The following is a 22,221-nucleotide window of genomic DNA, read 5'->3' as shown; positions in this document are numbered from 1 at the left end:
GTCAGCCGCGCTGGATGAAACGCAGGGTCGGAAACATCATGCCGGTGATCGGCGTGACCTTGATGCCTTTCACGCTGAAATACGTGTTGTTGGCCTGATACCACACGTCCCACCAGGCGAGGTCGACCAGCTTGGCGTTGAGCTGCCGGAGAAGTTGCGTCTGCGTGGCTCCTGGCGCCGCCTTCTCCACCTGGTCGACCAACGCTTTCACGTCCGGAAATGCCTCGACCGACGGACGCGGGTTGTACCACTGTTTCGAGGTGACCTGGTCGGTCAGCGTGGCCATGTCGTTCGCGTCCATCGCGATGACGGCCAGAAACATCGGAAAGGTCGGCGCGTTCTTCTGGTAGTCGGCCATCGACATGTTCTGCCAACTCACCTTGATGCCGAGCTGACCGAAGGTCTGGTTGGCGGCCGGTTGCCAGGCCTGGAAGATCGGCGACATCGGCATCTTCACCGCGAATCCCCGCGGATATCCGGCGGCGGCGAGCAGATGTTTCGCCTTTGCCAGGTCCGTACGGTATTTTCCGTTGACCGACGGGTCATAGACGGTGCTGTCGACCGGCCACAACTGGTCGGTGACCGTGCCGGCGCCGTTGCCGACCGCCGTGAGAATGCCGGCCGCGTCGTACGCGTAGCTGATCGCCTGGCGCACCCGCTGGTCGCCAAGTGCCTTGACCTGGCTGCCGGTCCGGTCGGCGAACTGCACACCGACCCACGACGCGGCTTTCTGCGCGATGTTCCAGCCGTTTTGTTGCGCCTTCGCGATGTTCGCCGCGTTCGCGAACTGCACGTTGAGCTGTCCGGACAGCATCGCGTTGAAGCTGGCCGTCTGGTCGGTGATCGGAAACAGCCGTACGGTCGCGAACGGATAGGTCGCGGTGTCCCAGTGTTTTGGTTTCTTGGTGAAAACGTACTGTGACTGCGGTGTCGACCCGCTCCGGTCGTATGTGTAGGGACCCGATCCGACCGGCGCTTTGTCGAGCGTGCCGGCGCGGATCGCCGCCGGCGATGCCATCCAACTGCGGCCAAGACCCATGAAATACAGCAGCGAGTCGTCTCTCTTGGACAGGTGGATCTCCACCGCGTCGAGGCCCTTGGCTTCGACGCCGGACACGTTGAGATAGGCCTGGCCAGACCGGACGCCGGCCTTCAGGTGTCGCAGGTTGGTCACCGCGGCGGCAGCGTCGAATTTCTGGCCGTCGTCGAAGGTGACGTCGTTGCGCAGCTGCATGGTGAGAGTGAGCCGGTCTGCCGACCAGCGCCACGAGGTCGCGAGCGCCGGCACCGGACTCGCGGTTTTGTCCAGCGCCACCAACGGATCGTAGACGGCGGACAGGTAGGGTCCGTCGAAGCCGATGTCCGCGCTGGCCGGGTCCCACGACGTCATGTCCAGGAAAACGCCGGCCTTGAGCTCGGCGGTGTCCGTGCTGGCGCCGCTCGGACCGGTGCATCCGGTGAGCGCGACGGCGGCCGCCACGACCAGCGCCGCCAACCGTGTCCTGCGCTGCTTCCTCGGCATGGAGTCCTTCTCTCGGAGGAATGCGGGATAGTCTACGACTGTCGGCAAAAAAATCAACGGTGTCAGACGGCTTCGGCCACCAGGACGCGAGGACTGCCCGGCAGCTCCAGCACGGTTTGCGCGCGCCAGCCGGCTTTGTCGAGCCACGCGCGTACGTCCGCCTCCGGATAGACGACCGTGCCGTCGATAACGAAATACTCGCCGGCGTGCAGTGCGTCGATCCGGCGCTGGCATTGGTTGTCGTCCAGGAAAAAGTCCAGCAACAGCAGGGTCGCGCCGGTCTGCGCGGCCGCGCGGGCATTGGCCAGGATCGCCTGGTTTTGTTCGGCACTGAACCGATGAATCACGTGGTTGACCATCACGATGTCGTGGTCACCACCCGGCGCGGCGGTCGGCGTGTCCGCCGGCTCGACCTTCGCACGGTCGGCAAATCCGGCGGCGGCGAGCGCGTCGACAATGCCTTTCGTCGCCGTCGACGCGAAGACGAACCGTACGGAAAGGTGCGGATTGCCGCGCATGGCTCCGATGGCGAAGGCCGGCGAGAGCCCACCGAGGTCGAGCATGGACCGGAAGGGCGTGAAATCGAAGCTGTCGGCCAACATCGCGGCGTGCACCGCGCTGTAACGCATCACGCCGGCCATGAACGTGCTCCAACCTGCGTCGTCCAACCGCAGCTCACCCGGCTTTGCCGCGTCCACCGCGCCGTCGAACTGCAGCCACTGCCAATAGCTGATCTCGTTGAGAAATCTCAGGAACGGCGCCAAATCGGTGCCGCCATCGCCACCAAGATACGCGGCGGCATCCGGACTCAAGGCATATCGGCCGTCTCGCCGCTCGAGCAGTCCATGCGCGTTCATCGCGTCCGCGAGAATGCGCACGGTCCGGTCACTCACACCCGTCGCCGTGGCCAGCTCGGCCACCGTACGCGGACCGCCGGCCAACGCTTGGAACAAGCCGATCCGCGAGGCGGCGAACAGCTGCTTGGCGGCCATGTAACCAATGGCGATGTCGACGATCCGGCCTGGCGTGGTTGCTGTCATCGCGACTCCTCGTCCGACCGTGAGACCATTAGTCTACGCACGTCGACTAAAAATGCCAGCCGTTTCACCAACTTCCGTCGGCGGCGACCTCGCGGTCCAGCCACAGAGCATCGGTCAGCTCGCGCAGCGTATCCGCGCCGACACGATCGACCAGCTCGATCGCCGCGAGATCGTCCTCCAGCTGCGCAAGGCTCGACACACCGACCAGCACGTTGGCCGTCGCCGGATTGGTCAGGCAGAAGGCAATGCCGAGCTGTGCGGCGGACACACCGAGATCGCCGGCAATGTGGGCCACCTGCGGCCAGGCATCGATGATGCGACCACGGATGCCACCGACGTCGGCACCGATTTTCCGGCCTGGCCGCAGGTTTCCGGCCAGCAGGCCACCTTCCAGTACGTCGGAGGCCTGCAGCGCCAGCTCGCCGGACGCGAACAGCGGGGCGTAGCACTCACCTTCGGCCACCGACCGCCGCACCAGACCGTATTTCAGCTGAGCAAACGACGGAGGCGGCAGGCCGTGCCGCCGCGCGATGTCGATCGCCGCTCGTACGTCGCCAATCCGCCAGTTGTTGACACCCCAGCTGGCAAACCTGCCGGCCTCGACCTGCTCGGCCACGTCCACCACGACACGCTCCACCTCCAGCGCGCCGGCATAGTCGCCAACCACGACCATGTCCGCGCGTTCCACACCTACGCGCTCCAGAGATGTCGTCATTTGCCGGTCGAAACCGGTGCGAGGATAGTCCCAGAGCCAGAGTTTGCCGCAATAAAGCCAATCTTCGCGGGTGAGACCGGCGGCGCGTACGGCTTGACCGAAAATCAGGTCGGTGCGCGAGCCTTCCGCGTGTGGACCCATGTCGTAATGCGCCACGTCGAAGAACGCACAGCCGAGCTCGGCCGCTCGCGCGATCACCGCGACGACCTCGTCGAATTCCATCCGGTCCCAGGTGTGCCACGATCCGAGCGCCAGGACCGGCACGTCACCACGCATGCTTCCTCCTTTACCGTAACGGATTTATTGTCTACGAGTGATGACTATAAACCTGGGAGGAGCCGCGATGAGCGTCGTCCGTACGGTCCTGGTCACCGGAGGTGCCGGCGGCATCGGCCGCGCGATCGCCGCCGCCTTCCGCGATCTCGGCGACGACGTGGTGGTCGCCGACCTCCGCGACGCCGACGTGGCGGCGACCTCGCTCGGCATCCGTGGGGTCGCCATCGACATCACCGACGAGGATTCGATCGCCGCGGCCCTTGAGCGGATCGGTCCAGTCGACGTGCTGGTCAACAATGCCGGCCTGCTGACCGTCCATGGCCGGCTGATGGAGCTGCCCGGCGCGGACATGCTGCGGATCCTGCGTACGAACGCGCACGGCACTTTCCTGATGACGCAACAGGTTGCGCGGCAGCTGGTGTCGCGCGGCAGGGGTGGCGCCGTGGTCAACCTGTCGTCGATCGGCGCGCGCCAGCCGACTCCTGGCATGGGTGGCTACGAATGCAGCAAGGCCGCTGTCGACGCGTTGACGCGCTGGTCGGCGATCGAGCTGGCCGAGCATGGCATCCGTGTCAACGCGGTAGCTCCCGGTCCGGTGCTCACGCCGATGCTCGCCGCCGGACTGCCGGCCGGCTCGCCGGCACGCCAGGCCTGGCTGGACCGGATTCCGTTGCGGGAGCTGGCAACCGTCGAGGCCGTGGCCGCGGCGGTGGTGTTCCTGGCCAGCGACGTCGCGGCGCACATCACTGGCGTGAGCCTGCCGGTCGATGGCGGCCAGCTGCTCACCTGAGCCGCTCGTAGACGATTTTTCCACCGAGCACAGTAAGATCGATCTCCACCTCAGGCAGCTCCGCCGCGGTCAGCGCCAACGGATCGGCGCTCAGCACGCACAGGTCGGCGGCCATTCCGGCGGCCAACGTGCCCTTCCAGCTGTCCGCGCCGTCCTGGCGTGCCGGATTCACCGTATAACAACGAAGAAGGCACTCGACACGCGCGCGCACGTCCGCGGCCGCTCCGAGCCATTCGTCAGCCGCCGCGATCTCGCGCCGCCAGTCGGGCGCGAGCACCGGCGCGTCCGAGGTCAGGCACAGCGGAACGCCGGCCCGCAGAATGTCCTGAAACGGCCACGCGTTTTCCGCGCGACCGGCCGCCAGGACGGCCTCCACGGCCTTGGCCGTACGCACCGCGATGCCGGCCTGCACGGCCAGACCGACGCCCAGCCGCGCCATCCGTCTCAACTGCGCCGCCGTCACCAAGTCGCCGTGAATGACGTAGTGGCGAAGGTCGACGTCTCGCTCCGCCCGCGCCATTGCCACGGCGTCGAGCACGACCTCGATCGCGCGGTCGCCGGTGGCGTGTACGCCGACCTGCAGTCCGGCGCGATGCACGGCCAGGATCATGTCGGTGAGATGCCGCTCTCGCTCGGCATCGTCCTTCCCATCGACCAAAAGCTCGCCTCGGCCACCGTCGGAATAACCGTCATCGAGATATGCCGAACGCATCGGCGGAATGCCATCGGCGAAGATCTTCACACCGGTGAACGACAAATGCCGCGGATCCATCCTGTTGTCGTCTATTGTGGACAGTCCCCTTGCGAGATCGGCGTACGCACTCGGACCGTCCACCTCGCCATACAGCCACAATGCGGTTACCCGTGACCGCAACAAACCCTCGGCCGCGAGCTCACGATATTGCCGTACGACCGAGCTGCCGAAGGCTCCGGTCGACCCGCCGTCCTCCCCCGGACCCAACCCCGGCTCGGTGTAGCTGGTGATTCCCAGTCTCGCCAGGACATCTCCGGCGCGCAGGATCGCCGCTCGGCGCTCGGCGTCCGTCCGTAACGACCGCTGTAACGACCGCTGCGATCCGGCGCTGTCGCCGAGCAACGTATGCGGCCACCGCAGACCGAGCCAGGTCGCATGCAGGTGCGCGTCGTTGATCCCAGGAATCACCGCGCGTCCGTTGAGATCGACCACCGTCGTACGCGGACCGGTCAGGTCGCGTACGTGCGCATCCGTCCCCACTCGCGACACGCGGCTGTTCCGGACGGCCAGCGCGGTCGCCGGATCGCCGCCGGCCATCGTGTGGACCGGTCCGCCGCGGAGGACCAGATCTGCGAACGCTCTCGGCACGGATACTCCCGTCTCCTGCTGGACTTTTTCGTCAACACTCGTAGACTAACCTCAGTTGCCACCGGAAGGACTCAGATGCCGATCCCGACCTCCACTCGCGCGGCGGTGCTGACCGACCACGGCGAACCACTGCGGCTGACCGAGCTGCCGCTGCCGGACGACCTGACTCCCGGCGCCGCACTCGTACGCATCCGTTGTGCCACGCTTTGCGGCACCGACGTGGAAATCTGGTCAGGCCGGATGAGTTTTCCCGGAATGCTGCCGATGGTCCTCGGTCACGAGATGGTCGGCGAGGTGATCGCCACCGGTCCGGACACACGGGACGCGCTGGGTCACGACATCCCGGCTGGCGCGCGGATCGGTTGGTCGGAGTCGACCTGCGGTGAATGCCACGGTTGTGTGATCCTGCGCGAGCCGGTGGCCTGCGCGCGCCGTGGCTACGGATTTCGGCAGCGCAGCGACACTTTCCCGTACGCGACCGCCGGCCTCAGCGAATACGCGTACGTGGTGCCGCGCGCCGCGAAACTGCTGTTGCCGGACCGTGTGCCGGACACCTGGGCCGCGATGGCCGGCTGTGCCGGCAAAACCGTGCTCCGCGCCTTTGATCGCGTCGGCGGAGTCCGACCCGGCGCGACAGTCGTCGTCCAGGGTTCCGGTGCGCTCGGCCTGTTCGCGACCGCGGTCGCTCGCCTTTCCGGTGCCGGACAGGTGATCACGGTCGGCGCTCCGGCCGCGCGCCTTGCGGTGGCGACGAAATTCGGCGCGGATGCGGTGGTCGAGGTCGCCGATGGCATCGTCGAGCGAGTGCTCGACCTGACCGGCGGACGTGGCGCCGAGCTGGTGATGGACTTCGCCGGAGCACCCTCGGTCGGCCGCGAAGCGGTCGGAATGGCCACGCAACGCGGCCGGATCGTCATCGTCGGCAGCACCGCGCCGGCCGTCGCGCCGCTGCCACTTGGCGCGGTGATGGGGAAAGAGCTCACCATCGTCGGCTCGCTCAATGGCGACATCGCCGACTATCACCGCGCCATCGAGTTTTTCACCACGTTCGCCGGCCGGATGTCGTGGGACGATCTGTTCGGCACACCGGTCGGATTGTCCGCCGCGTACCAGCGGATCGAGGCGATGCACCGCCTCGAGGAGATCAAGGCCGTCATCGACCCGCGCAGCTGAAGGAGACCTGGTGGCGCACCTGCCTCGCCGTCGCGTCGGCACGTCCGAGCTCGACGTTTCGTTGCTCTCGCTGGGATCGTGGCACACGTACGACCGGATGGACTTCGCCGACGCGGTCGCCATGATCCGTGCCGCGGTGTCCGCCGGCATCAACCTCTTCGATGTCGGTGTTTACGGAATGCCTGGCGCACCACCGGTTTTCACCGATGTGTTGTGGGGTGCGATCATGCACGCGAGCGGCATTCCTCGCGATGACTACCTGGTCTCGGCGAAACTCTGGGTCGAGGGGTTCGGCGACCAGGGATTCCGGCCACAGCTGGAAAACGCTTTCCTGCGCGGCGGTTTCGACGTGGCCGACCTGGTGATCCTCGGCGACCTGAGGCGTGACGACGTGACGCTCGAGGACCTCGTCGACGACGTTTCCGGCCTCGTACGCGCCGGCCTGGTTCGCGCGTGGGGTGTCAACAACTGGTCCGCCACCAACATCCAGCGACTGCGCGACATCGCGGCCGCTCGCGGCGTCGACGGTCCACAGATCGCGCAGCTGAAATACAGCATCGGCCGGCGCAGCATCCCGGACGGCGAACCGTTTGGCCGGCTGTTCGCCGACGGATTCTCGATGCAGGCCTCCGACGTGCTCGAAGGCGGCATCCTCGCCGGACGCACCGAGCCGGCCCGGCCGATCGGCCGCGATCCTGGCGGCGTACGCGAGACAATTGTCGGAAACGCCGCGGGTGTCACCGAGGTGGCGCGAAAACTCGGTGTCAGCGCGGCCCGCCTCGCGGTGGCTTTCACGCTCACCCATCCAGCCAATGTCAGTACGCTTTTCGGCGCGACGAGATTGGCGCAGCTGCGGGACAATCTCGCGGCGGTCGATCTGGTCGAAGAGGTCGGTGCCGACCAGCTGCGCGCGCTGGTCGAGCCGTACTGTGCCGATCGCGGCATCGTCGACCCGGAGGGGCCGTGATGTCGCGGCCAGTCCCCTTCGACCCGGAGATCGAGCCGCTTCTCGCCGAGATCGTCCCGCCGGACACGCCACCATTCACACCGGACACCATTCCGGCTGTCCGCGCCGCGATGGCAGCGCGTTTTCCGCCTGCCGCACAGGCCATCGACGACGCGCCGGTGGATGTCGAGGAGCGTACGATTCCCGGTCCGGACGGCGCTCCCGACCTGGAAGTCACCATAATGTCGCCACAGGCGGCCGAAAAACCGTTGCCCGGCCTCTACAACATCCACGGCGGCGGCATGATGGTCGGCCACCGCGACATGGATGTGCCGCGGCTTCTCGGCCTTGTCCTGGAGCTCGGCGTCGTCGCCGTCAACGTCGAATACCGCCTGGCGCCGGAGCATCCGCATCCGGCGCCGGTCGAGGACTGCTATGCCGGCCTGGTGTGGACGGCGAAAACCGCCGGCGAGCTCGGCATCGATCCGGACCGGATCGTGGTGATGGGTGGCAGTGCCGGCGGCGGACTTTCGGCCGCGGTGGCGCTGATGGCGCGCGACCGCGGAGGTCCGGCGCTGGCCGGACAACTGTTGCTTTGTCCGATGATCGACGACACCAACACCAGCGTCGCGAGCCACCAGTACGCCGGCCTTGGTCCGTGGCCGCGCGAGGCAAACCTCGCCGGCTGGCGGTCGCTGCTCGGCGATGCGGTCGGCACCGACGCGGTGTCACCCTACGCCGCGCCGAGCCGCGCCTCTGATCTTTCCGGCCTGCCGCCGGCATTCATCGAGGTCGGCAGCGCCGAGCCGTTTCGCGACGAGGACACCGCGTACGCGCTGCGCATCTGGGCCACCGGCGGCCAGGCCGAGCTGCACGTGTGGAGCGGCGCCTTCCACGGATTCGACATGTACGCGCCAGAATGGCCGATCAGCCGCGCCGCGCTCGACACCCGCGACTCGTGGCTGCGCCGCATCCTCGGACTGGGAGGGAAATGACCTGTCCGCCGGTGCCATACGACCCTGAGCTCACGCCGGGCCTCGCGGCGTTCCTCGCGCTGGTGGAGAAGATTCCGTTGCGCGCCGACACCATCCTGGCCAACCGCGCACATTTCGCGACGATCATTCCGCCGCTGGACGAACAAATCCGTGGCCGTCAGGTCAGCGTTTTCGACCACACAGTCAACGCGCAGGTGGACCTGACCATCGTAGGTCCACATGAACTGAGGCCGAACGCCCCAGCGCTTTACCACATCCACGGGGGCGGGATGATCCTCGGCACGCGGTTTTTCGGCCTCGACAGGCTGATCGATGACGTGCTGCGGTTTGCCGCCGTCGGCGTATCGGTCGAATACCGGCTGGCGCCGGAAAATCCGGCTCCCGCCGCCGTCGAGGACTGCTACGCCGGCCTGCGGTGGTTGGCCGCAAACGCGGGTGAGCTCGGTGTCGACGCCAGCCGGATCGTCGTCGGTGGGTTCAGTGCCGGTGGCGGACTCGCCGCCGGAACGTCCCTGCTGGCAAGGGATCGCGGTGGACCGCCCATCGCCGGGCAGATGCTGATGTGTCCGATGCTGGACGACCGCAACGACACCGTGTCGGCGCGCCAGTACGACGGAATCGGCGCATGGGACCGCAACAACAACGAGACGGCGTGGACCGCAGTCCTCGGGGGCGCCGACCAGGCCTCGCCATATGCCGCACCTGCGCGGATGCCGGACCTGTCCGGCCTTCCGCCGGCCTACGTCGATGTCGGCGCCGCTGAGACGTTTCGCGACGAGGCGGTGGAATACGCACGGCGGATCTGGGCCGCCGGCGGCCAGGCCGAGTTGCACGTATGGGCCGGCGGTTATCATGGTTTTACCGGATTTTCACCAAACGCGGCGGTTTCCCGCGCCGCCGAGGCGACCCGGCTGACCTGGTTGCGGCGAATTCTGCGGTGAGAGCGACTTGGCGGGCGGCTTTTGCGCCCCTATGGTGGACCCTCTCAGGGAGGTGAGTGTCGTGACCGTTCCCCAGCAGGCCCTCGTCACCAGGGATTTTGCCGAGTTTCGCGCCGCGGTCTCGCAGTCCTTCGTGCCGCTACAGGCCAGTCCCGGCCACGGCGAGCGTTTCCACGGCAGGCTGCGGATGTGCGGCGCCGACGAGGTCGGTTTCTGCGAGATCGCCGCGTCGCCGCACGTCGTGCAGCGGACGCCGGAGCTGATCGCGCGGTCGGACCGGCCGCGTTACAAGGTGAGCCAGATCCTCGCCGGCACCGGCCTGCTCACGCAGGACGGCCGCGATGCCGTGCTGGGGCCGGGAGATTTCGCGCTGTATGACACCAACCGGCCATACTCGCTGGTCTTCGAGGAGAGTTTCCGTTCGCTGGTGCTGATTTTCCCGCAGCGGCTGATCGACCTGCCGCGCGATCTGGTCGGGCAGCTGACCGCCGTACGAATGTCCGGTCACACCGGGACCGGCGGCGTGGTCGGGCCGTATTTGGCTCAGCTCGGGGGAAACCTGCAGCTGCTCGGCAGTCCGGTCGGCCTGCGACTGGAACGCAACACCGTCGACCTGCTGACCACCATGCTGGTCGCCGAGCTCGGCGTGGACCTGGCCAACGCCGACCCGCACCGCGATCTCATGCGCCGCATCCACGACTATATCGACGCCAACCTGTCCTCGCCTGATCTCGGACCGGCACAGATCGCCGCGGAGCACTACATCTCAACGCGGCATTTGCACGGACTTTTCCGTGAGCAGGGAACGACGGTCGCCGGTTGGGTCCGGCAGCGGCGGCTGGAGCGGTGCCGCCGCGATCTGCGCGATCCGTTGCTGGCCGCGCGTCCGGTCGCGGCCATCGCGGCGCGCTGGGGTTTCATCGACGCCGCACATTTCAGCCGGATTTTCCGGGCCGCATACGACCAGTCGCCGAGCGAGCTGCGCGGCCGCGGTTGACCAGGAGTGACCGGCACTTGCTCGCAAGCGCATGACCGCTCGCCACGGCGCCGCCGTACCACCAGCATGAACGCATGCCGGACACCTCGACCGACGAGTGGCGGACGTACGACGAGTTCGCCGCCGGAATAGACACCTTTCGCCTGCCGGCCGCCGACCTTTCCGGCCGTACGCTGACCGTCAACCTCGACGACGGCGGCCAGCTGGACCTGCGTTTCCTTGACGCGGAAAGGCTCAGCTGCGACGGCGTCGAGGATCCGTACGACGCCGTCGCCGTCCGCGACGACGTTTTCTTCGTGAACATGCCGATGACCAGCGTCGACGGCGAGGCGCTCACGGTCGTCTTCTCCACCACGACGCACCGCGCCATCGTCGTACGATCGACAATCGGTGCGGAAGAGGTCGAAGGTGTACCGCGCGTTTCGCAGACGTTTTCCAGTGGCACGACCGACGGCGGCACGCCAACTGGGGTGACACCAGGTCCGTCCCGCGACCTGATCGGAAAGCGCAACGTCTATCGCTACAGCCCCAACCACCTTTACGAGCACGTCTATCTCTCGTCGCAACGCTATGCTTGGCAATGCGTCGAAGGCGTGCAGCGCGGCCACGGCGACGTCGACCTGTCCACGGTCTGGAAGTTCGCCGACGGCCTCTATCTGTTCTGTTTTCGCGAGTTCCGGATCGCGGTGGCCAGCGTCTGGTTGCACGACCTCGGATACGCGCTGCGCACCACCGGCGTTTTCCTCGGCCTGACCGGCGGCGGCCGGTCAGAACATTCGCGCGCCGGCGGGCACATCTATCCGCTCGGTGCGGTCAGCTATCCCGACGTACAACCCATCTGAAGGAGCGCCGTGTCCAAAGTGGACGTTATCGCCGCGCATTACGCGGCAAGCGATCGCGGTGACCTGGCCGGCATGCTGGCGCCGCTGAGCGCGGACACCACCTGGACGGAGGCGGCCGGTTTTCCGTACGCCGGCACCTACACCGGTCCGGGCGAGGTCCGTCGCAACGTTTTCGAGGCCATCGCGGCCGACTGGGACGGCTATCGGTTCACCTTGGCCGAGTTGTTGGATGCCGGCGACACGATCGTCGGCATCGGCACGTACAGCGGCACGCACCGGCACACCGGCAAGTCGTTCAGCGCACGGGTGGCACACGTCTGGACCTTCGACGGCGACCGGTTGGCACGTTTCGAGCAGATCGTGGACTCCGCACCGGTGATCGCCGCGACCGGTTGACGAAAGCCGAGCTATTCATGCGAAAATCTCTGGCCGCGCTGGCCGCCTTGGTGTTGCTGGCCGCCGGCTGCGCCGGGCCGGCCGATCCCAACGGTCCGATCGTCGTCGGCTCGGTCGACTCGATCAGTGGTCCGGCGACCTTCCCCGAGTCGTCGCAGGCGGCCAAAGCCGTGTTCGACGCGGCCAACGCGGCCGGCGGCGTTCATGGCCGGCGGATCGAATATCACGCCGTGGACGACAAAGGCGATCCGACCGCCGCGGCAGCGGCGGCACGCGAGATCGTCGGCGGCGACCACGCCGTCGCCCTTGTCGGCTCCTCCAGCCTGATCGAGTGCGAGATCAACGCGAAGTACTACCAGCAGGAGGACATCCTCTCGATCTCCGGCATCGGCGTCGACCCGTTCTGCTTCACCAGCCCCAACATCGCGCCGGCCAACGTCGGTCCGTTCCACGACCTGACCCTGACCCTGTTGTACGGCTCGGAAGTGCTGCACCTCAACGACATTTGCGCATTGCTGGAGATCGCCGGCAACACACTGCCGTACTATCGCGCGGCGATCGCCGAATGGTCGACGATCACCGGTAGGAAGCTCAAATACCTCGACGCGACGGTGCCATACAACGGATCCGACTACACGCCGTACGTCGTCAGAGCGAGAGCGGCCGGCTGCAAGGCGATCACCGTGAACCCGGTCGAGCCGGACTCGATCGGCCAGCTCAAGGCCGCACAGGCGCAGGGCTGGAACGACGTGACCTGGCTGCTGTTGACCAGCGTCTACAGCGAGCAGTACGCCAAGGCCATCGCCAACGCCGGTGCCGGTGTCTACGTGCCGGCGGAGTTCTATCCGTTCACCGACGCGGCCAGCCCACGCACCAAAAAATGGCGCGACCTCATGACGCGTAACCACATCCCGCTGACTTCCTTCAGCCAGGGCGGATATCTGGCCGCGACGTATTTCCTGCAGGTCCTGGCCGGCATCAAAGGCGAGATCACCAGAGAGTCGGTGACCAAGGCCTTGCGTGAAATGCGGCCGATCTCCGATCCGATGGCCGGCACGCCCTATGTCTTCGGGCCTGGCCGTACGCACCACGACAACACCGCCGGCTGGCCGATCAAGCTGTTGACCGGCACCAACCGCTGGCAGGTCGCCGCGGACGACTGGCTCCGGATCCCCCGGCGAACCTGAGGAGAGCCGATGTTGCAGGGAGCGTTGGCGGGTCTGGCCGCCGGCGGCTTGTACGCGGTGCTGGCGGTGTGCCTGACGCTGATGTCGCGACTGGTGCGGGTCGTCAACTTCGCTCAGGCGGCGACCGGCATGTTCGGCAGCTACGTATCCGTCTGGCTGGCCGTCCACATTGGACTGCCAAGCTGGCTCGCCGTCGCCGTCGGCGTGCTGCTTGGCGGCGCGCTGAGTGTGGCGCTCGGTTTCGTGGTGTCCACCTGGCTCGCCGAGGCGAGCACCGGCACGCGGTCTGCGGTGACGGTCGCCGCACTACTTCTGCTGATCTCGCTGTCGTTCATCCTGTTCGGCAACAAACCGCAGCCGTTCCAGCCGCTGCTGGCAGGTCCGGCCTTCACCGCCGGCGGCGTGGTGATCAGCCAGGTCACCGTCGCGACCGTCGGCCTCGCGGTCGTCGTGGCGGTCGCCAGCTGGCTGCTGCTGACGCGTACGACCGTCGGCGTTTCGTTGCGTGCCTTGTCAGAACGGCCGACCACCGCGGAACTTCTCGGCATTCCGGCCAAAGCGCTGAGCGCGGCCGTGTGGGGTGTGACCGGACTACTCGGCACGGTCATCATCGAGATCGTCGCGCCATCGCAGTCAAATGACGCGACTTCGCTTTCCATGCTGGTCGTTCCGGCCGCGGCGGCCGCGCTGCTCGGTGGTTTCCGCCGGCTCGACCTCGCCGTCGTCGGCGGCCTGCTGCTCGGTGTCGTACAAGGTGCGCTGGCGCAGTCCGAGCAGCTGTCGATCGCGCGCTATTTCGTACCGTTCCTGGCCATCGCCGGACTCCTGCTGTGGTCACAGCGCAAGGAGGTGTGGGATGCGGCTCGCTGACACGCGCTGGCCCCTGGCGGTCGCGGCGATCGCTTTGGTGGTGGGAAGTCTGCTCACCGTCGGCCTCAACGGCTATTTCGCCTATCTCGGTGTCAGCGTCGTGGTCGCCGCGATCGCGCTGCTCGGCCTCGGCGTCGTCGCCGGCAGCGCCGGCATGATTTCGTTGTGCCAGCTCACCTTCGCGGCCGTCGGTGCCTGGGTCGTATCGGCGCTCAACGTGGCGCACGCGCCAGGCGGCTTCCTGGTGTGGCTGGTGCTCGGCGGTCTCGCGGCCGGCGCGGTCGGCGTCGTGATCGGCCTGCCGGCCTTGCGGCTGCGCGGCATCAACCTGGCGGTCGTCACGCTCGGCTTCGCCGCCGCGGTCGACGCGACCCTGTTGCAAATCCAGTTTCCTGGCACGACCACAGGTGTGTCGACCGACCGGCCGGCACCTTTCGCGGATGACAACGCATACTTCCTGCTGTGCGTCGTCGTCTTGGTGATCTGTTGTCTCGCCGTGCATTTCGTACGACGCGGCCGCTGGGGAAGCGCGTGGGCCGCGGTGGCCTTTTCCGAACGCGGCGCGGCCGCGGCCGGCGCCAACGTACGCACCGCGAAAATCTCCGCGTTCGCGGTGAGCGCCGCGCTCGGCGGCATCAGCGGCGGCCTGCTGACCGGCCAGGTCGGCTATGCCTTTCCCAGCAGTTTCACGCCAATCCAGTCGCTGGCGCTCTACGTGCTGGCGATCATGTCCGGCGCGCACCTGATCGACATGGCGGTTTTCGGCGCGCTGCTCTGGGTCGCGGTGCCGGAGCTGCTCAAACGCTGGGGTGTGCCACAGGACTGGGGTTTCGTGATCTTCGGCCTGCTCGGCATCCAGGCCCTGGCCAGCAAGACAAATCTCGGCGCCACCATCCGTGAGCTGCGGCACCGGCGGCGCGCCGGCGTGGAGCTCGCACCGGAACCGACGAGTGACACGGCGGTCGCGCCAGCCGGCGACCCAGTGTTGGTCGTACGCGGGTTGAGCATCCGGTTCGGACAGGTCGACGCACTGTCCACTGTGGATCTGGACGTGCCGGAAAACGGCGTCCTCGGTGTCATCGGACCCAACGGCGCTGGCAAGTCGACGCTGGTCGACGTCATCAGCGGTTTCCTGCCGCAGGCCACCGGCACCGTCGAGCTCGACGGCCGCCCCCTGACCGGCGATCCGACGCAGCGGGCGCGCAACGGCCTGCGCCGCACCTTCCAGCAGGACCGCGTCCCGGCTGGACTGACGGTCGCGTCGTATGTGCGGTTCGTCGCGCGAAGAAGGCTCGCCGCAACGGACATCACCGAAGCCTTGCGATTTTTCGGCTGTCCACCACCGACAACACGTCTCGAACACGTCGATGTCGGTGCGCGCCGGCTGGTGGAAATGGCCGGCCAAGTGCTCGCGGCACCGCGCGTGCTGCTTCTCGACGAGCCGGCGGCCGGCCTGCCGCACGAGGATCACCTGGTCCTCGCCGAGCGACTGCGCCAGGTGCCGGCCCGGTTTGGCGTATCGGTGCTGCTCATCGACCACGACCTCGAGCTGGTACGCGCCGTCTGCGACACGATCACGGTGCTGGACTTCGGCGAGGTGATCGCCAGCGGACCGCAGGCCGAAGTGCTCGCGGATCCGGCCGTACGCACCGCGTACATGGGTGAGACGGAGTTGCTGTGACCACCTTGCAGGTGCACGATCTGACCGTCGCGCGCGGCGCCGGACCGGTGATCACCGGCGTCGACTTTCGCCTCGAACCAGGCAAGATCACCGCGCTGGTCGGGCCCAACGGCGCCGGCAAGACCAGCACGCTGGAAGCCGTGTCCGGTGTTTTGCCGGCAGCGCGCGGAAACATCACGCTCGGCGGCATTGACATCACGCGTCACTCGCGCGTCGCGCGCGCACGCCTCGGCGTGGCACATGTCGAGCAGGGCCGCACGGTCTTCGGTGGCCTGACAACGCTGGAAAACATCCGGCTCACCGCACGTACGGCCGCCGATGTCGAGGAGATGCTGGCGTTGTTTCCCGAGCTGGACAAGCGCAAGGACGCGCCAGCCGCGTTGCTTTCCGGCGGAGAGCAGCAAATGGTCGTGCTGGCCAGAGCCTTTGCCGCGAAGCCAGCGTTTCTGTTGATCGACGAGATGTCACTTGGGTTGGCGCCGGCGGTTTTCACGCGGCTGTTGCCGGTGGTCACGCGGTTCACCGAGGCCGGCGCGGCCGTACTCCTGGTCGAGCAGTTCACCCATCTCGCGCTTGGTGTCGCGCAAGATGCCGTCGTCGTGGCGTCAGGTCGGGTCACGTACGCCGGCGACGCGGGTACGCTGCTCGACTCGCCGGCCACGCTGCACTCGGCATATCTCGGCGAATGAGTTAGAGCCTGTTGGTGAATTGGGGTGCGCGAGAGTCGAGATCCAAACGTCGTCCTGGCGGTGCCGGGCGATGGCCCAAATAGCAGCGCTATGGTGGGTTATCGTCCGGTGCCACCAGGCGGCGTTTGGGCTCGGCTATCGCGTGCCCCAATTCACCAACAGGCTCTTACATTCCGGCTCGCTCGAACTCCAGTGTCGGCAGGTCGACCGCGTGCGCTCCGCCGTCGGCGACCAGCACCGCACCGGTGATGCAGGAAGACTCGGACGAACCAAGGAAACGGACGACCGAGGCGATTTCCGCCGGCTCGGCCGGTCGGCGCAGCGGCACCTCCGCGGTCACCCGTCGGTAGGCTTCCTCGCGTCCGTTGGTGATCCCGGCGGCCGCGGCGAACTGGTCCATCTCGCCGTCGGCCATCGGAGTGCGGACCCATCCCGGACACACCGCGTTGGCGCGTACGCCACGCGGACCGTAATCGCGCGCGATCGACCGGGTCAGGCCGATAAGCGCGTGCTTGGCCACCGTGTAGCCGGCGACATTGGGCCCGGCGAACAGTCCCGCCAGCGAGGACACGATGACGACCTGCCCTTTCGTTGCCAACAAAGCCGGCAGCGCCGCGCGACAAAACACGAACGCGCTTGACAAGTTCGACTGCATCGCGAGTTGCCACGCGTCGTCGTCGGTGTCGGTCACCGACGACAGACCGTGGCCACCGGCATTCGCCACGGCGACATCGAGCCGGCCGAAGCGGTCGGTGATGTCCGCGATCGCGTTCTCGACATCGGTCCGTACGCACGAATCGGCCACGATGACGTGCGCACCGGTCTCGGCGGCGACCTTCCGCAACGGCTGCTCGCGACGGCCGAGCACGACGACTTTCGCGCCGTCCTGGGCGTATCGGTGCGCCACCGCCGCACCGATGCCGGTGCCGCCACCGGTGATCGCGACGACCCTGCTGGCACTGCTCATCAGTTTCTCCTCGTCGACCAATGAATTCCTCCATCGTGCTGCATGGCCTTCGCGGCGCTTTTGGCCGTGAGCGCAGCGTTCTTGTCGGCTGCGGCAAAAGGTGAGCGGCGTGACTTCCAAACGACCGGGATGTGGCGAACACTTGCGAGGCGACCCGAGGACGGAGGCATTGATGACCAACGGCGGCACGGATCTGTCCGATCTCTCCGACACCTCCACCTGGCTGCCACTGGACGGACTCGCACCGGGCTTCGACGCCAACAAGGCCGCCACCGTGGACGACCTGCACGGCTGCTCGTTCGTGCTGCGCAGCGGCGACGACGAGTTCGCCTGGAGTGCCAGCGAAGATCCGTACGAGGCGTTCCTCGTCGACGACGGTTTGTATTACGTGCAAACGCATCCTGGCGCGGAGACGGCCTACAGCCTGGTGCTCGACCTGCAGCGCGGTCGCGCGCTGGTCGTGACGAGCACCATCGGCGACACGACGCCGCGCCTACGGCAAACGTTCCTGCCGGCCACGATCGACGGCATCGAGGCACACGGCGAGCCGATGGCGGCCAGCGACTCGCTCATCGGCCGCCGTGCTTTGTGGGTCTACAGCCAACATCACGCGTACGAGCACATCTATCTCACGCCACACTGGTACACCTGGCAGTGCCTGGCCGGTCCGGAGCGCGGACTCGCCGACACCGACGAAAACTCCACGTATCAGCTGCGGCAGGGCATCTATCTGTTTGCCTGGCGCGAAAAGGTCATTCCGTGCGCCGCCGTGACGATCGCCGACCATCGCGACGCCAGGCGGATGCGCTCGCACGGAGCGTTGTTCGGCATCGGCGAGGACGGCGTGACGCCGACGCATTTCACCTTTGGCGCATACGGTCGTCTGCTCAGCACGACCGTCTATCCTGGTCACTACGATGGTCCCTGATCTCGTCATCAGCAACGCCACCGTGTACACAGTGGACGGTGGTCGTCCGTCGGCGACCTCCTTCGCCGTGTCCGATGGACGAATCGTGGCGCTCGACAAGGTCGAGCCTGGTCCACGGACCGAGGTCCGCGATCTCGGCGGCGCGTTCGTCATGCCGGGTTTCGTCGACGTACACAGTCATCACGCACTCGCCGGACGCGAGATGTTCGAGCTGCGCCTGTCCCCCGCCGACGACCTGCCACGGATCCTCGCCGCCGTACGGAAATGGGCCGCCGGTCTCGGTCCGGACGACTGGATCGTCGGTGGTGCCTGGCCGTCGACGCTCGCGCCGGCATTGCTGCGCGAGTCCGCGCGACATGCTCTGGACGACGCGGCCGACGGCCGGCCGGTCGTTCTTATCGAAGACAGCCGGCACAATCGCTGGGTCAACAGCCGTGCGTTGGAAATCGCCGGCATCACCGCGGCCACGCCAAATCCGCCAGGCGGCACGATCGGTCGCGATCCGTCGACCGGCGCGGTCACCGGCCTGCTGATCGAATCGGCCGGCCTGCTCGTGGAGCGCGCACGGCAGGCGACGCGACCGCTCACGGCCACTCAACACGCGGACGCGTCGCGGCGCGCGATCGCGATCCTGCACTCGTACGGCATCACCGCGTTCCAGGACGCCGCGGTGTCCCTCGACATCCTCCGTGCGCTGAAAACGCTGGACGACGCCGGCGACCTGGCCGCCTGGGTCGTCTCGTCGATGCTTGTCAACGACCCGATTTTCGGCGTGGAGCCAGTCGGCGAGCCGTTGCTGAAACTCGCGGCAGGCTGTCGCACCCCGCGTCACCGGCCGGATTTCGTGAAAATCTTTCTCGACGGCACCCCACCGGCGCACACGGCGGCATTTCTTGAGCCGTATGGCGGCAAACCGGCGATGTCACCAGACGAACTGGTGTCCTGGCTGGAAATCGCAGCGGCTGAAGGGCTCTCCGCGAAGATCCACTGCACCGGCGACGCGGCCGTACGCGCGACACTCGACGCCGCCGCGACGCTCCGCGCGGGCGGCGACCACACGACCCGAATCCAGGTGGCACACGGCCAGTTCGTTCACCCGGACGACCTACGCAGGTTTGCCGAGCTGGACGTGTCGGCCGACATCTCGCCGTTTCTGTGGACTCCCGGTGTGATTCCGACCGCCATCGCGCAGGTGCTGCCGGCGCGGCTCGCCGACCACATGCAACCCAACCGAGCGCTGCTCGACCATGGCGCGCTGGTCGCCGGCGGCACCGACTGGCCGGTCAGCGAGTCACCGAATCCGTGGCTCGGCATTCAGGGCCTGGTCACCCGCCGCGACCCGAACGGAGTCCACGCCGGCGTTTTGTGGCCGGAGCAGGCCATCTCCTTGTCCGAAGCCATCGAGGTTTTCACCATCAACGCGGCGCGTGCCTGTGGTCTCGACGACGTCACCGGCTCGCTGACCGTCGGCAAGTCGGCCGATTTCCTTGTCCTCGACCGAAATCCGTTCGCGACGCCGGTCGACGAACTGGCTCGGGTCACGGTCGATGAGACGTGGTTTGCCGGCCGCCGAGTGTTCCGGCGTTGACCTTGCAGGAGACGCAGGCCGACTTGAAGCTGTACGCGTCGAAGCCGAGATCGGCGGACTCACTGTTCGCCAACACGGCACGCGACTCGCCGGTGCAGTTGTTGCTGCGATAGAAATAGCCTTCTTGGCCACCGTAGAAAGCATATGACCGCACGACGGCATTCGGCGCGGACGCGCACGAACCCGGAGGTCGTGGCGCCTGCCAGGTCGCCGACTGACCGGTGAAGCCGGCGAGGGACCACCAGCAGTTGGTCTGGGCGGCGCATGGCGCCGCCGCCGGACGCGCCACCGCGGTTTGTGGGATCGTCAGCAATGCGGCCGAAACGACGGCCACGACCAGCAAGCTCCGTTTCACGGACATGTCCCTTCTCTGTCGATGAGACGTAATGGCACTTTAGCGCTCAACCTGTGCCGTCGCATGCCGAGTCGGATTGGAACTGCGCGGCCTGCAATCGATAGAGCGCGGCGTATTTTCCGTCAGCGCGGATGAGCTGAGCGTGACTGCCGTGCTCCACGATCCGGCCGTGGTCGAGAACGTAGATGCGATCGGCGGACGCGACAGACGCGAGACGGTGCGTGATCAGCAGAATCGTACGGCCGTCCCTGGCCATCGCGCCGATCCGGTCGAAGACCTCGATCTCAGCGGCCGGGTCCAAAGCGGAGGTCGGTTCGTCGACGACGAGCAGCCGCGCGTCGCGATACCAGGACCTGGCCAGGCCGAGCCGCTGCCACTGGCCGCCGGAAAGATCGGTGCCACCAAAGAACTCCGGCGCCAGCAACGTGTCCCATCCACCATCCAGGCCGTCGATGACGGTGTCCGCACCGGTGCGGCCGGCCGCCGAAACCAGCCTCGCCTCGTCAACAGCCTCGGCGGATCGTCCGATCGCCACGTTCATCCTCGCGGTGAAAGGCCAACGCGGAAACGACTGCGACAGCAGCGCGACGTGGTCGAACAGCGCGTGCCGGTCGAGGTCGCGTGTGCTCACACCGTCCCACGTGACGGCTCCGCCCTGCGGCAGATAGAGGCCGGTCAACAACTTGGCCACAGTGGACTTTCCTGAGCCGTTTTCGCCGACCAGCGCGACGATCTCACCGCGCCGCAGTTCCAGGTCCACGCCGTCCACCGCGGCGCGCTGCGTGCCTGGATAGCGGAAGGTCAACCGGCAAGCCGAAATTCGCCGCGGATCGGCAGCCGGAGGGCTGCCGCCGTCGCGGATCGCCGACAATTCCGCGCTGTCACAAGCAGCACGCCAGTCCAACACCAGCAGGCCGTCCTCGTACACCTGCTGAAACTGCGTGACGAGCGTTGCCAGGCTCAAGGCGCTCGACCTGATCGCCAGCGCGGCAGCCCCAGCGACCGCCAACGACATGCCGCCAGTGACCGTGAGGAGGACCAGCACGCCGTAAACCAGGACGGCGGCCGCACCGCTCGCAGCGCCGACCAGCAAACGCGTCACGGCCTCCTGACGCGCCAACCTGGCCTGCTCTCCGTCGGAATGCGCCGAGAGCCGCCGAAACTCACGCAACAGAAACCCACCGGCACGATGTGCGCGGATTTCCTCCGCCGTCCGGCGCGCCGTCATCAGCATGCCGAGCTGGTCGACCTGGCGGGTGAGATCCATCCACCGTTTCGCCGACGCATACCGTACGCCGGCCATCCTCGCCGCGCCCCAGCCCCGCGGCACGAGCGTCAGCAACAACAGCGGCAGCAGTCGTGCGTCGAGAATCGCCAGCGCCACCACCATGCCGCACACCGAAACCGCGGCCGTGGACATGCCGACGACGCGATCTGTCAACCGGCGTACGGCATCCGCGCCGCGGCGTGCCGACTCCAGCAGCTGGTGGAACGCCGCGTCCTCGATCACCGCCAGCTCGACCCGTACGGCGCGTTCGAGCAACTCGAGGTTGGCGGCTCTGGCAATCCGCGGTCCCAGCCGTCCGGATGTCGCGGTGGACACCGCGTCGGCCAAGCCGCGGGTGGCAAGCAGCGCCACCATGATCATCGCGATCGGCGCCAGCGCGGCGAGCTTGCCGTTTAGCGCTCCAGCCGCGAACACGCCGGACAGGAAACGTTGTGTGGTCAGGTAAGTCCCCGCCGTAGTCACACCGGTCAGCAACTGACTCACGACCATCGCGCACATCGCCGCGCGGTCCTGTCGCCAACCGAGCCGCGCGGTGATGCCGACCAACCGCGGCAGTGCGCGAAGCGTACGCAGCATTCCGACCGGCGCGCGATCATAGTTGCGCACCTGCGAAAGGCGCAAACCGGAGCCGAAAAGCGGATCCTGCGCGGGTGACGTGGACATGGTAATTAATCTAATGGAGACAGCTGGCGC

General features: G+C 67.1%; 21 protein-coding genes. 14 read left to right on the top strand and 7 right to left on the bottom strand.

What is annotated here, in order from left to right:
• Position 1: 1 nt before the first annotated feature.
• The 3 genes from GNX95_RS02040 to GNX95_RS02030 all read right to left on the bottom strand — a co-directional run bounded on the left by GNX95_RS02040 (position 2) and on the right by GNX95_RS02030 (position 3,553).
• A complete protein-coding gene (locus GNX95_RS02040) occupies positions 2 to 1,522 on the bottom strand; it encodes an ABC transporter substrate-binding protein (RefSeq protein ID WP_163505387.1) in 1,521 nt (506 codons plus the stop codon).
• A gap of 62 nt (positions 1,523 to 1,584) precedes the next feature.
• Positions 1,585 to 2,562 (bottom strand): methyltransferase family protein, encoded by a 978-nt coding sequence (locus GNX95_RS02035; protein WP_163505385.1) that lies wholly within the window; start codon positions 2,560 to 2,562, stop codon positions 1,585 to 1,587.
• Between the two features lie 64 nt (positions 2,563 to 2,626).
• The gene (locus GNX95_RS02030) at positions 2,627 to 3,553 is read right to left on the bottom strand and encodes an aldo/keto reductase (protein ID WP_163505382.1); all 927 of its coding nucleotides are present in this window, start codon (positions 3,551 to 3,553) and stop codon (positions 2,627 to 2,629) included.
• Positions 3,554 to 3,620: 67 nt separating this feature from the next.
• On the opposite strand from GNX95_RS02030, the gene GNX95_RS02025 reads away from it, so the two are divergent.
• Entirely contained in the window at positions 3,621 to 4,343 is a 723-nt protein-coding gene (locus GNX95_RS02025) for an SDR family NAD(P)-dependent oxidoreductase (RefSeq protein WP_187369580.1), read from the top strand.
• On the opposite strand, the gene GNX95_RS02020 is transcribed toward GNX95_RS02025, so the two are convergent.
• On the bottom strand, positions 4,336 to 5,685 hold the full coding sequence (locus GNX95_RS02020) for an amidohydrolase (RefSeq protein WP_222853338.1): 1,350 nt from the start codon (positions 5,683 to 5,685) through the stop codon (positions 4,336 to 4,338). The genes GNX95_RS02025 and GNX95_RS02020 overlap by 8 nt on opposite strands.
• A gap of 75 nt (positions 5,686 to 5,760) precedes the next feature.
• On the opposite strand from GNX95_RS02020, the gene GNX95_RS02015 reads away from it, so the two are divergent.
• The 11 genes from GNX95_RS02015 (at position 5,761) to GNX95_RS01965 (ending at position 16,402) form a co-directional block, all read left to right on the top strand.
• On the top strand, positions 5,761 to 6,858 hold the full coding sequence (locus tag GNX95_RS02015; RefSeq protein WP_187369579.1) for a zinc-binding dehydrogenase: 1,098 nt from the start codon (positions 5,761 to 5,763) through the stop codon (positions 6,856 to 6,858).
• A gap of 10 nt (positions 6,859 to 6,868) precedes the next feature.
• Positions 6,869 to 7,825, top strand: coding sequence for an aldo/keto reductase (locus GNX95_RS02010; protein WP_163505380.1), 957 nt, complete (start codon positions 6,869 to 6,871; stop codon positions 7,823 to 7,825).
• A complete protein-coding gene (locus GNX95_RS02005) occupies positions 7,825 to 8,799 on the top strand; it encodes an alpha/beta hydrolase (RefSeq protein ID WP_222853337.1) in 975 nt (324 codons plus the stop codon). The genes GNX95_RS02010 and GNX95_RS02005 overlap by 1 nt, the downstream gene beginning before the upstream one ends.
• Positions 8,796 to 9,740, top strand: a complete 945-nt coding sequence (locus GNX95_RS02000; RefSeq protein ID WP_163505376.1) for an alpha/beta hydrolase — start codon at positions 8,796 to 8,798, stop codon at positions 9,738 to 9,740. Before GNX95_RS02005 ends, GNX95_RS02000 begins: the two co-directional genes overlap by 4 nt.
• A gap of 61 nt (positions 9,741 to 9,801) precedes the next feature.
• Positions 9,802 to 10,737, top strand: coding sequence for an AraC-like ligand-binding domain-containing protein (locus tag GNX95_RS01995; RefSeq protein ID WP_222853336.1), 936 nt, complete (start codon positions 9,802 to 9,804; stop codon positions 10,735 to 10,737).
• A gap of 74 nt (positions 10,738 to 10,811) precedes the next feature.
• A complete protein-coding gene (locus GNX95_RS01990) occupies positions 10,812 to 11,579 on the top strand; it encodes a MoaF C-terminal domain-containing protein (protein WP_163505372.1) in 768 nt (255 codons plus the stop codon).
• 9 nt (positions 11,580 to 11,588) lie between these two features.
• Positions 11,589 to 11,975, top strand: coding sequence for a nuclear transport factor 2 family protein (locus GNX95_RS01985; protein ID WP_163505370.1), 387 nt, complete (start codon positions 11,589 to 11,591; stop codon positions 11,973 to 11,975).
• Positions 11,976 to 11,992: 17 nt separating this feature from the next.
• Positions 11,993 to 13,162, top strand: a complete 1,170-nt coding sequence (locus GNX95_RS01980; protein WP_163505368.1) for an ABC transporter substrate-binding protein — start codon at positions 11,993 to 11,995, stop codon at positions 13,160 to 13,162.
• A 9-nt stretch (positions 13,163 to 13,171) separates the two neighbouring features.
• A complete protein-coding gene (locus GNX95_RS01975) occupies positions 13,172 to 14,032 on the top strand; it encodes a branched-chain amino acid ABC transporter permease (protein WP_163505366.1) in 861 nt (286 codons plus the stop codon).
• Complete coding sequence (locus tag GNX95_RS01970; protein WP_163505364.1) at positions 14,019 to 15,713, top strand: branched-chain amino acid ABC transporter ATP-binding protein/permease; 1,695 nt, start codon at positions 14,019 to 14,021, stop codon at positions 15,711 to 15,713. Before GNX95_RS01975 ends, GNX95_RS01970 begins: the two co-directional genes overlap by 14 nt.
• A complete protein-coding gene (locus GNX95_RS01965; protein WP_163505362.1) occupies positions 15,710 to 16,402 on the top strand; it encodes an ABC transporter ATP-binding protein in 693 nt (230 codons plus the stop codon). The genes GNX95_RS01970 and GNX95_RS01965 overlap by 4 nt, the downstream gene beginning before the upstream one ends.
• Positions 16,403 to 16,568: 166 nt before the next feature.
• Here GNX95_RS01965 and GNX95_RS01960 read toward each other — a convergent pair whose 3' ends face one another.
• Positions 16,569 to 17,369: an SDR family NAD(P)-dependent oxidoreductase gene (locus tag GNX95_RS01960; RefSeq protein ID WP_163505353.1), complete on the bottom strand. Its 801-nt coding sequence runs from the start codon at positions 17,367 to 17,369 to the stop codon at positions 16,569 to 16,571.
• A 172-nt stretch (positions 17,370 to 17,541) separates the two neighbouring features.
• Between GNX95_RS01960 and GNX95_RS01955 the strand changes: the two genes are divergently transcribed.
• Together GNX95_RS01955 and GNX95_RS01950 are read left to right on the top strand one after the other, a co-directional pair.
• Complete coding sequence (locus GNX95_RS01955; RefSeq protein ID WP_163505352.1) at positions 17,542 to 18,297, top strand: MoaF C-terminal domain-containing protein; 756 nt, start codon at positions 17,542 to 17,544, stop codon at positions 18,295 to 18,297.
• On the top strand, positions 18,287 to 19,885 hold the full coding sequence (locus GNX95_RS01950; RefSeq protein ID WP_163505350.1) for an amidohydrolase: 1,599 nt from the start codon (positions 18,287 to 18,289) through the stop codon (positions 19,883 to 19,885). The genes GNX95_RS01955 and GNX95_RS01950 overlap by 11 nt, the downstream gene beginning before the upstream one ends.
• Here GNX95_RS01950 and GNX95_RS01945 read toward each other — a convergent pair.
• Both GNX95_RS01945 and GNX95_RS01940 read right to left on the bottom strand, forming a co-directional pair.
• Positions 19,836 to 20,240 (bottom strand): peptidase inhibitor family I36 protein, encoded by a 405-nt coding sequence (locus GNX95_RS01945; RefSeq protein WP_163505348.1) that lies wholly within the window; start codon positions 20,238 to 20,240, stop codon positions 19,836 to 19,838. The two genes, GNX95_RS01950 and GNX95_RS01945, sit on opposite strands and share 50 nt — an antisense overlap.
• Positions 20,241 to 20,286: 46 nt before the next feature.
• On the bottom strand, positions 20,287 to 22,191 hold the full coding sequence (locus GNX95_RS01940; protein ID WP_163505346.1) for an ABC transporter ATP-binding protein: 1,905 nt from the start codon (positions 22,189 to 22,191) through the stop codon (positions 20,287 to 20,289).
• Between the last annotated feature and the right edge of the window lie 30 nt (positions 22,192 to 22,221).

The sequence above is a fragment of the Fodinicola acaciae genome, from assembly GCF_010993745.1.
Taxonomy (GTDB): Bacteria; Actinomycetota; Actinomycetes; order Mycobacteriales; family HKI-0501; genus Fodinicola; species Fodinicola acaciae.
Note: the sequence above shows the minus strand (reverse complement) of the source record. Positions and strands in the feature narration are given on the sequence as shown.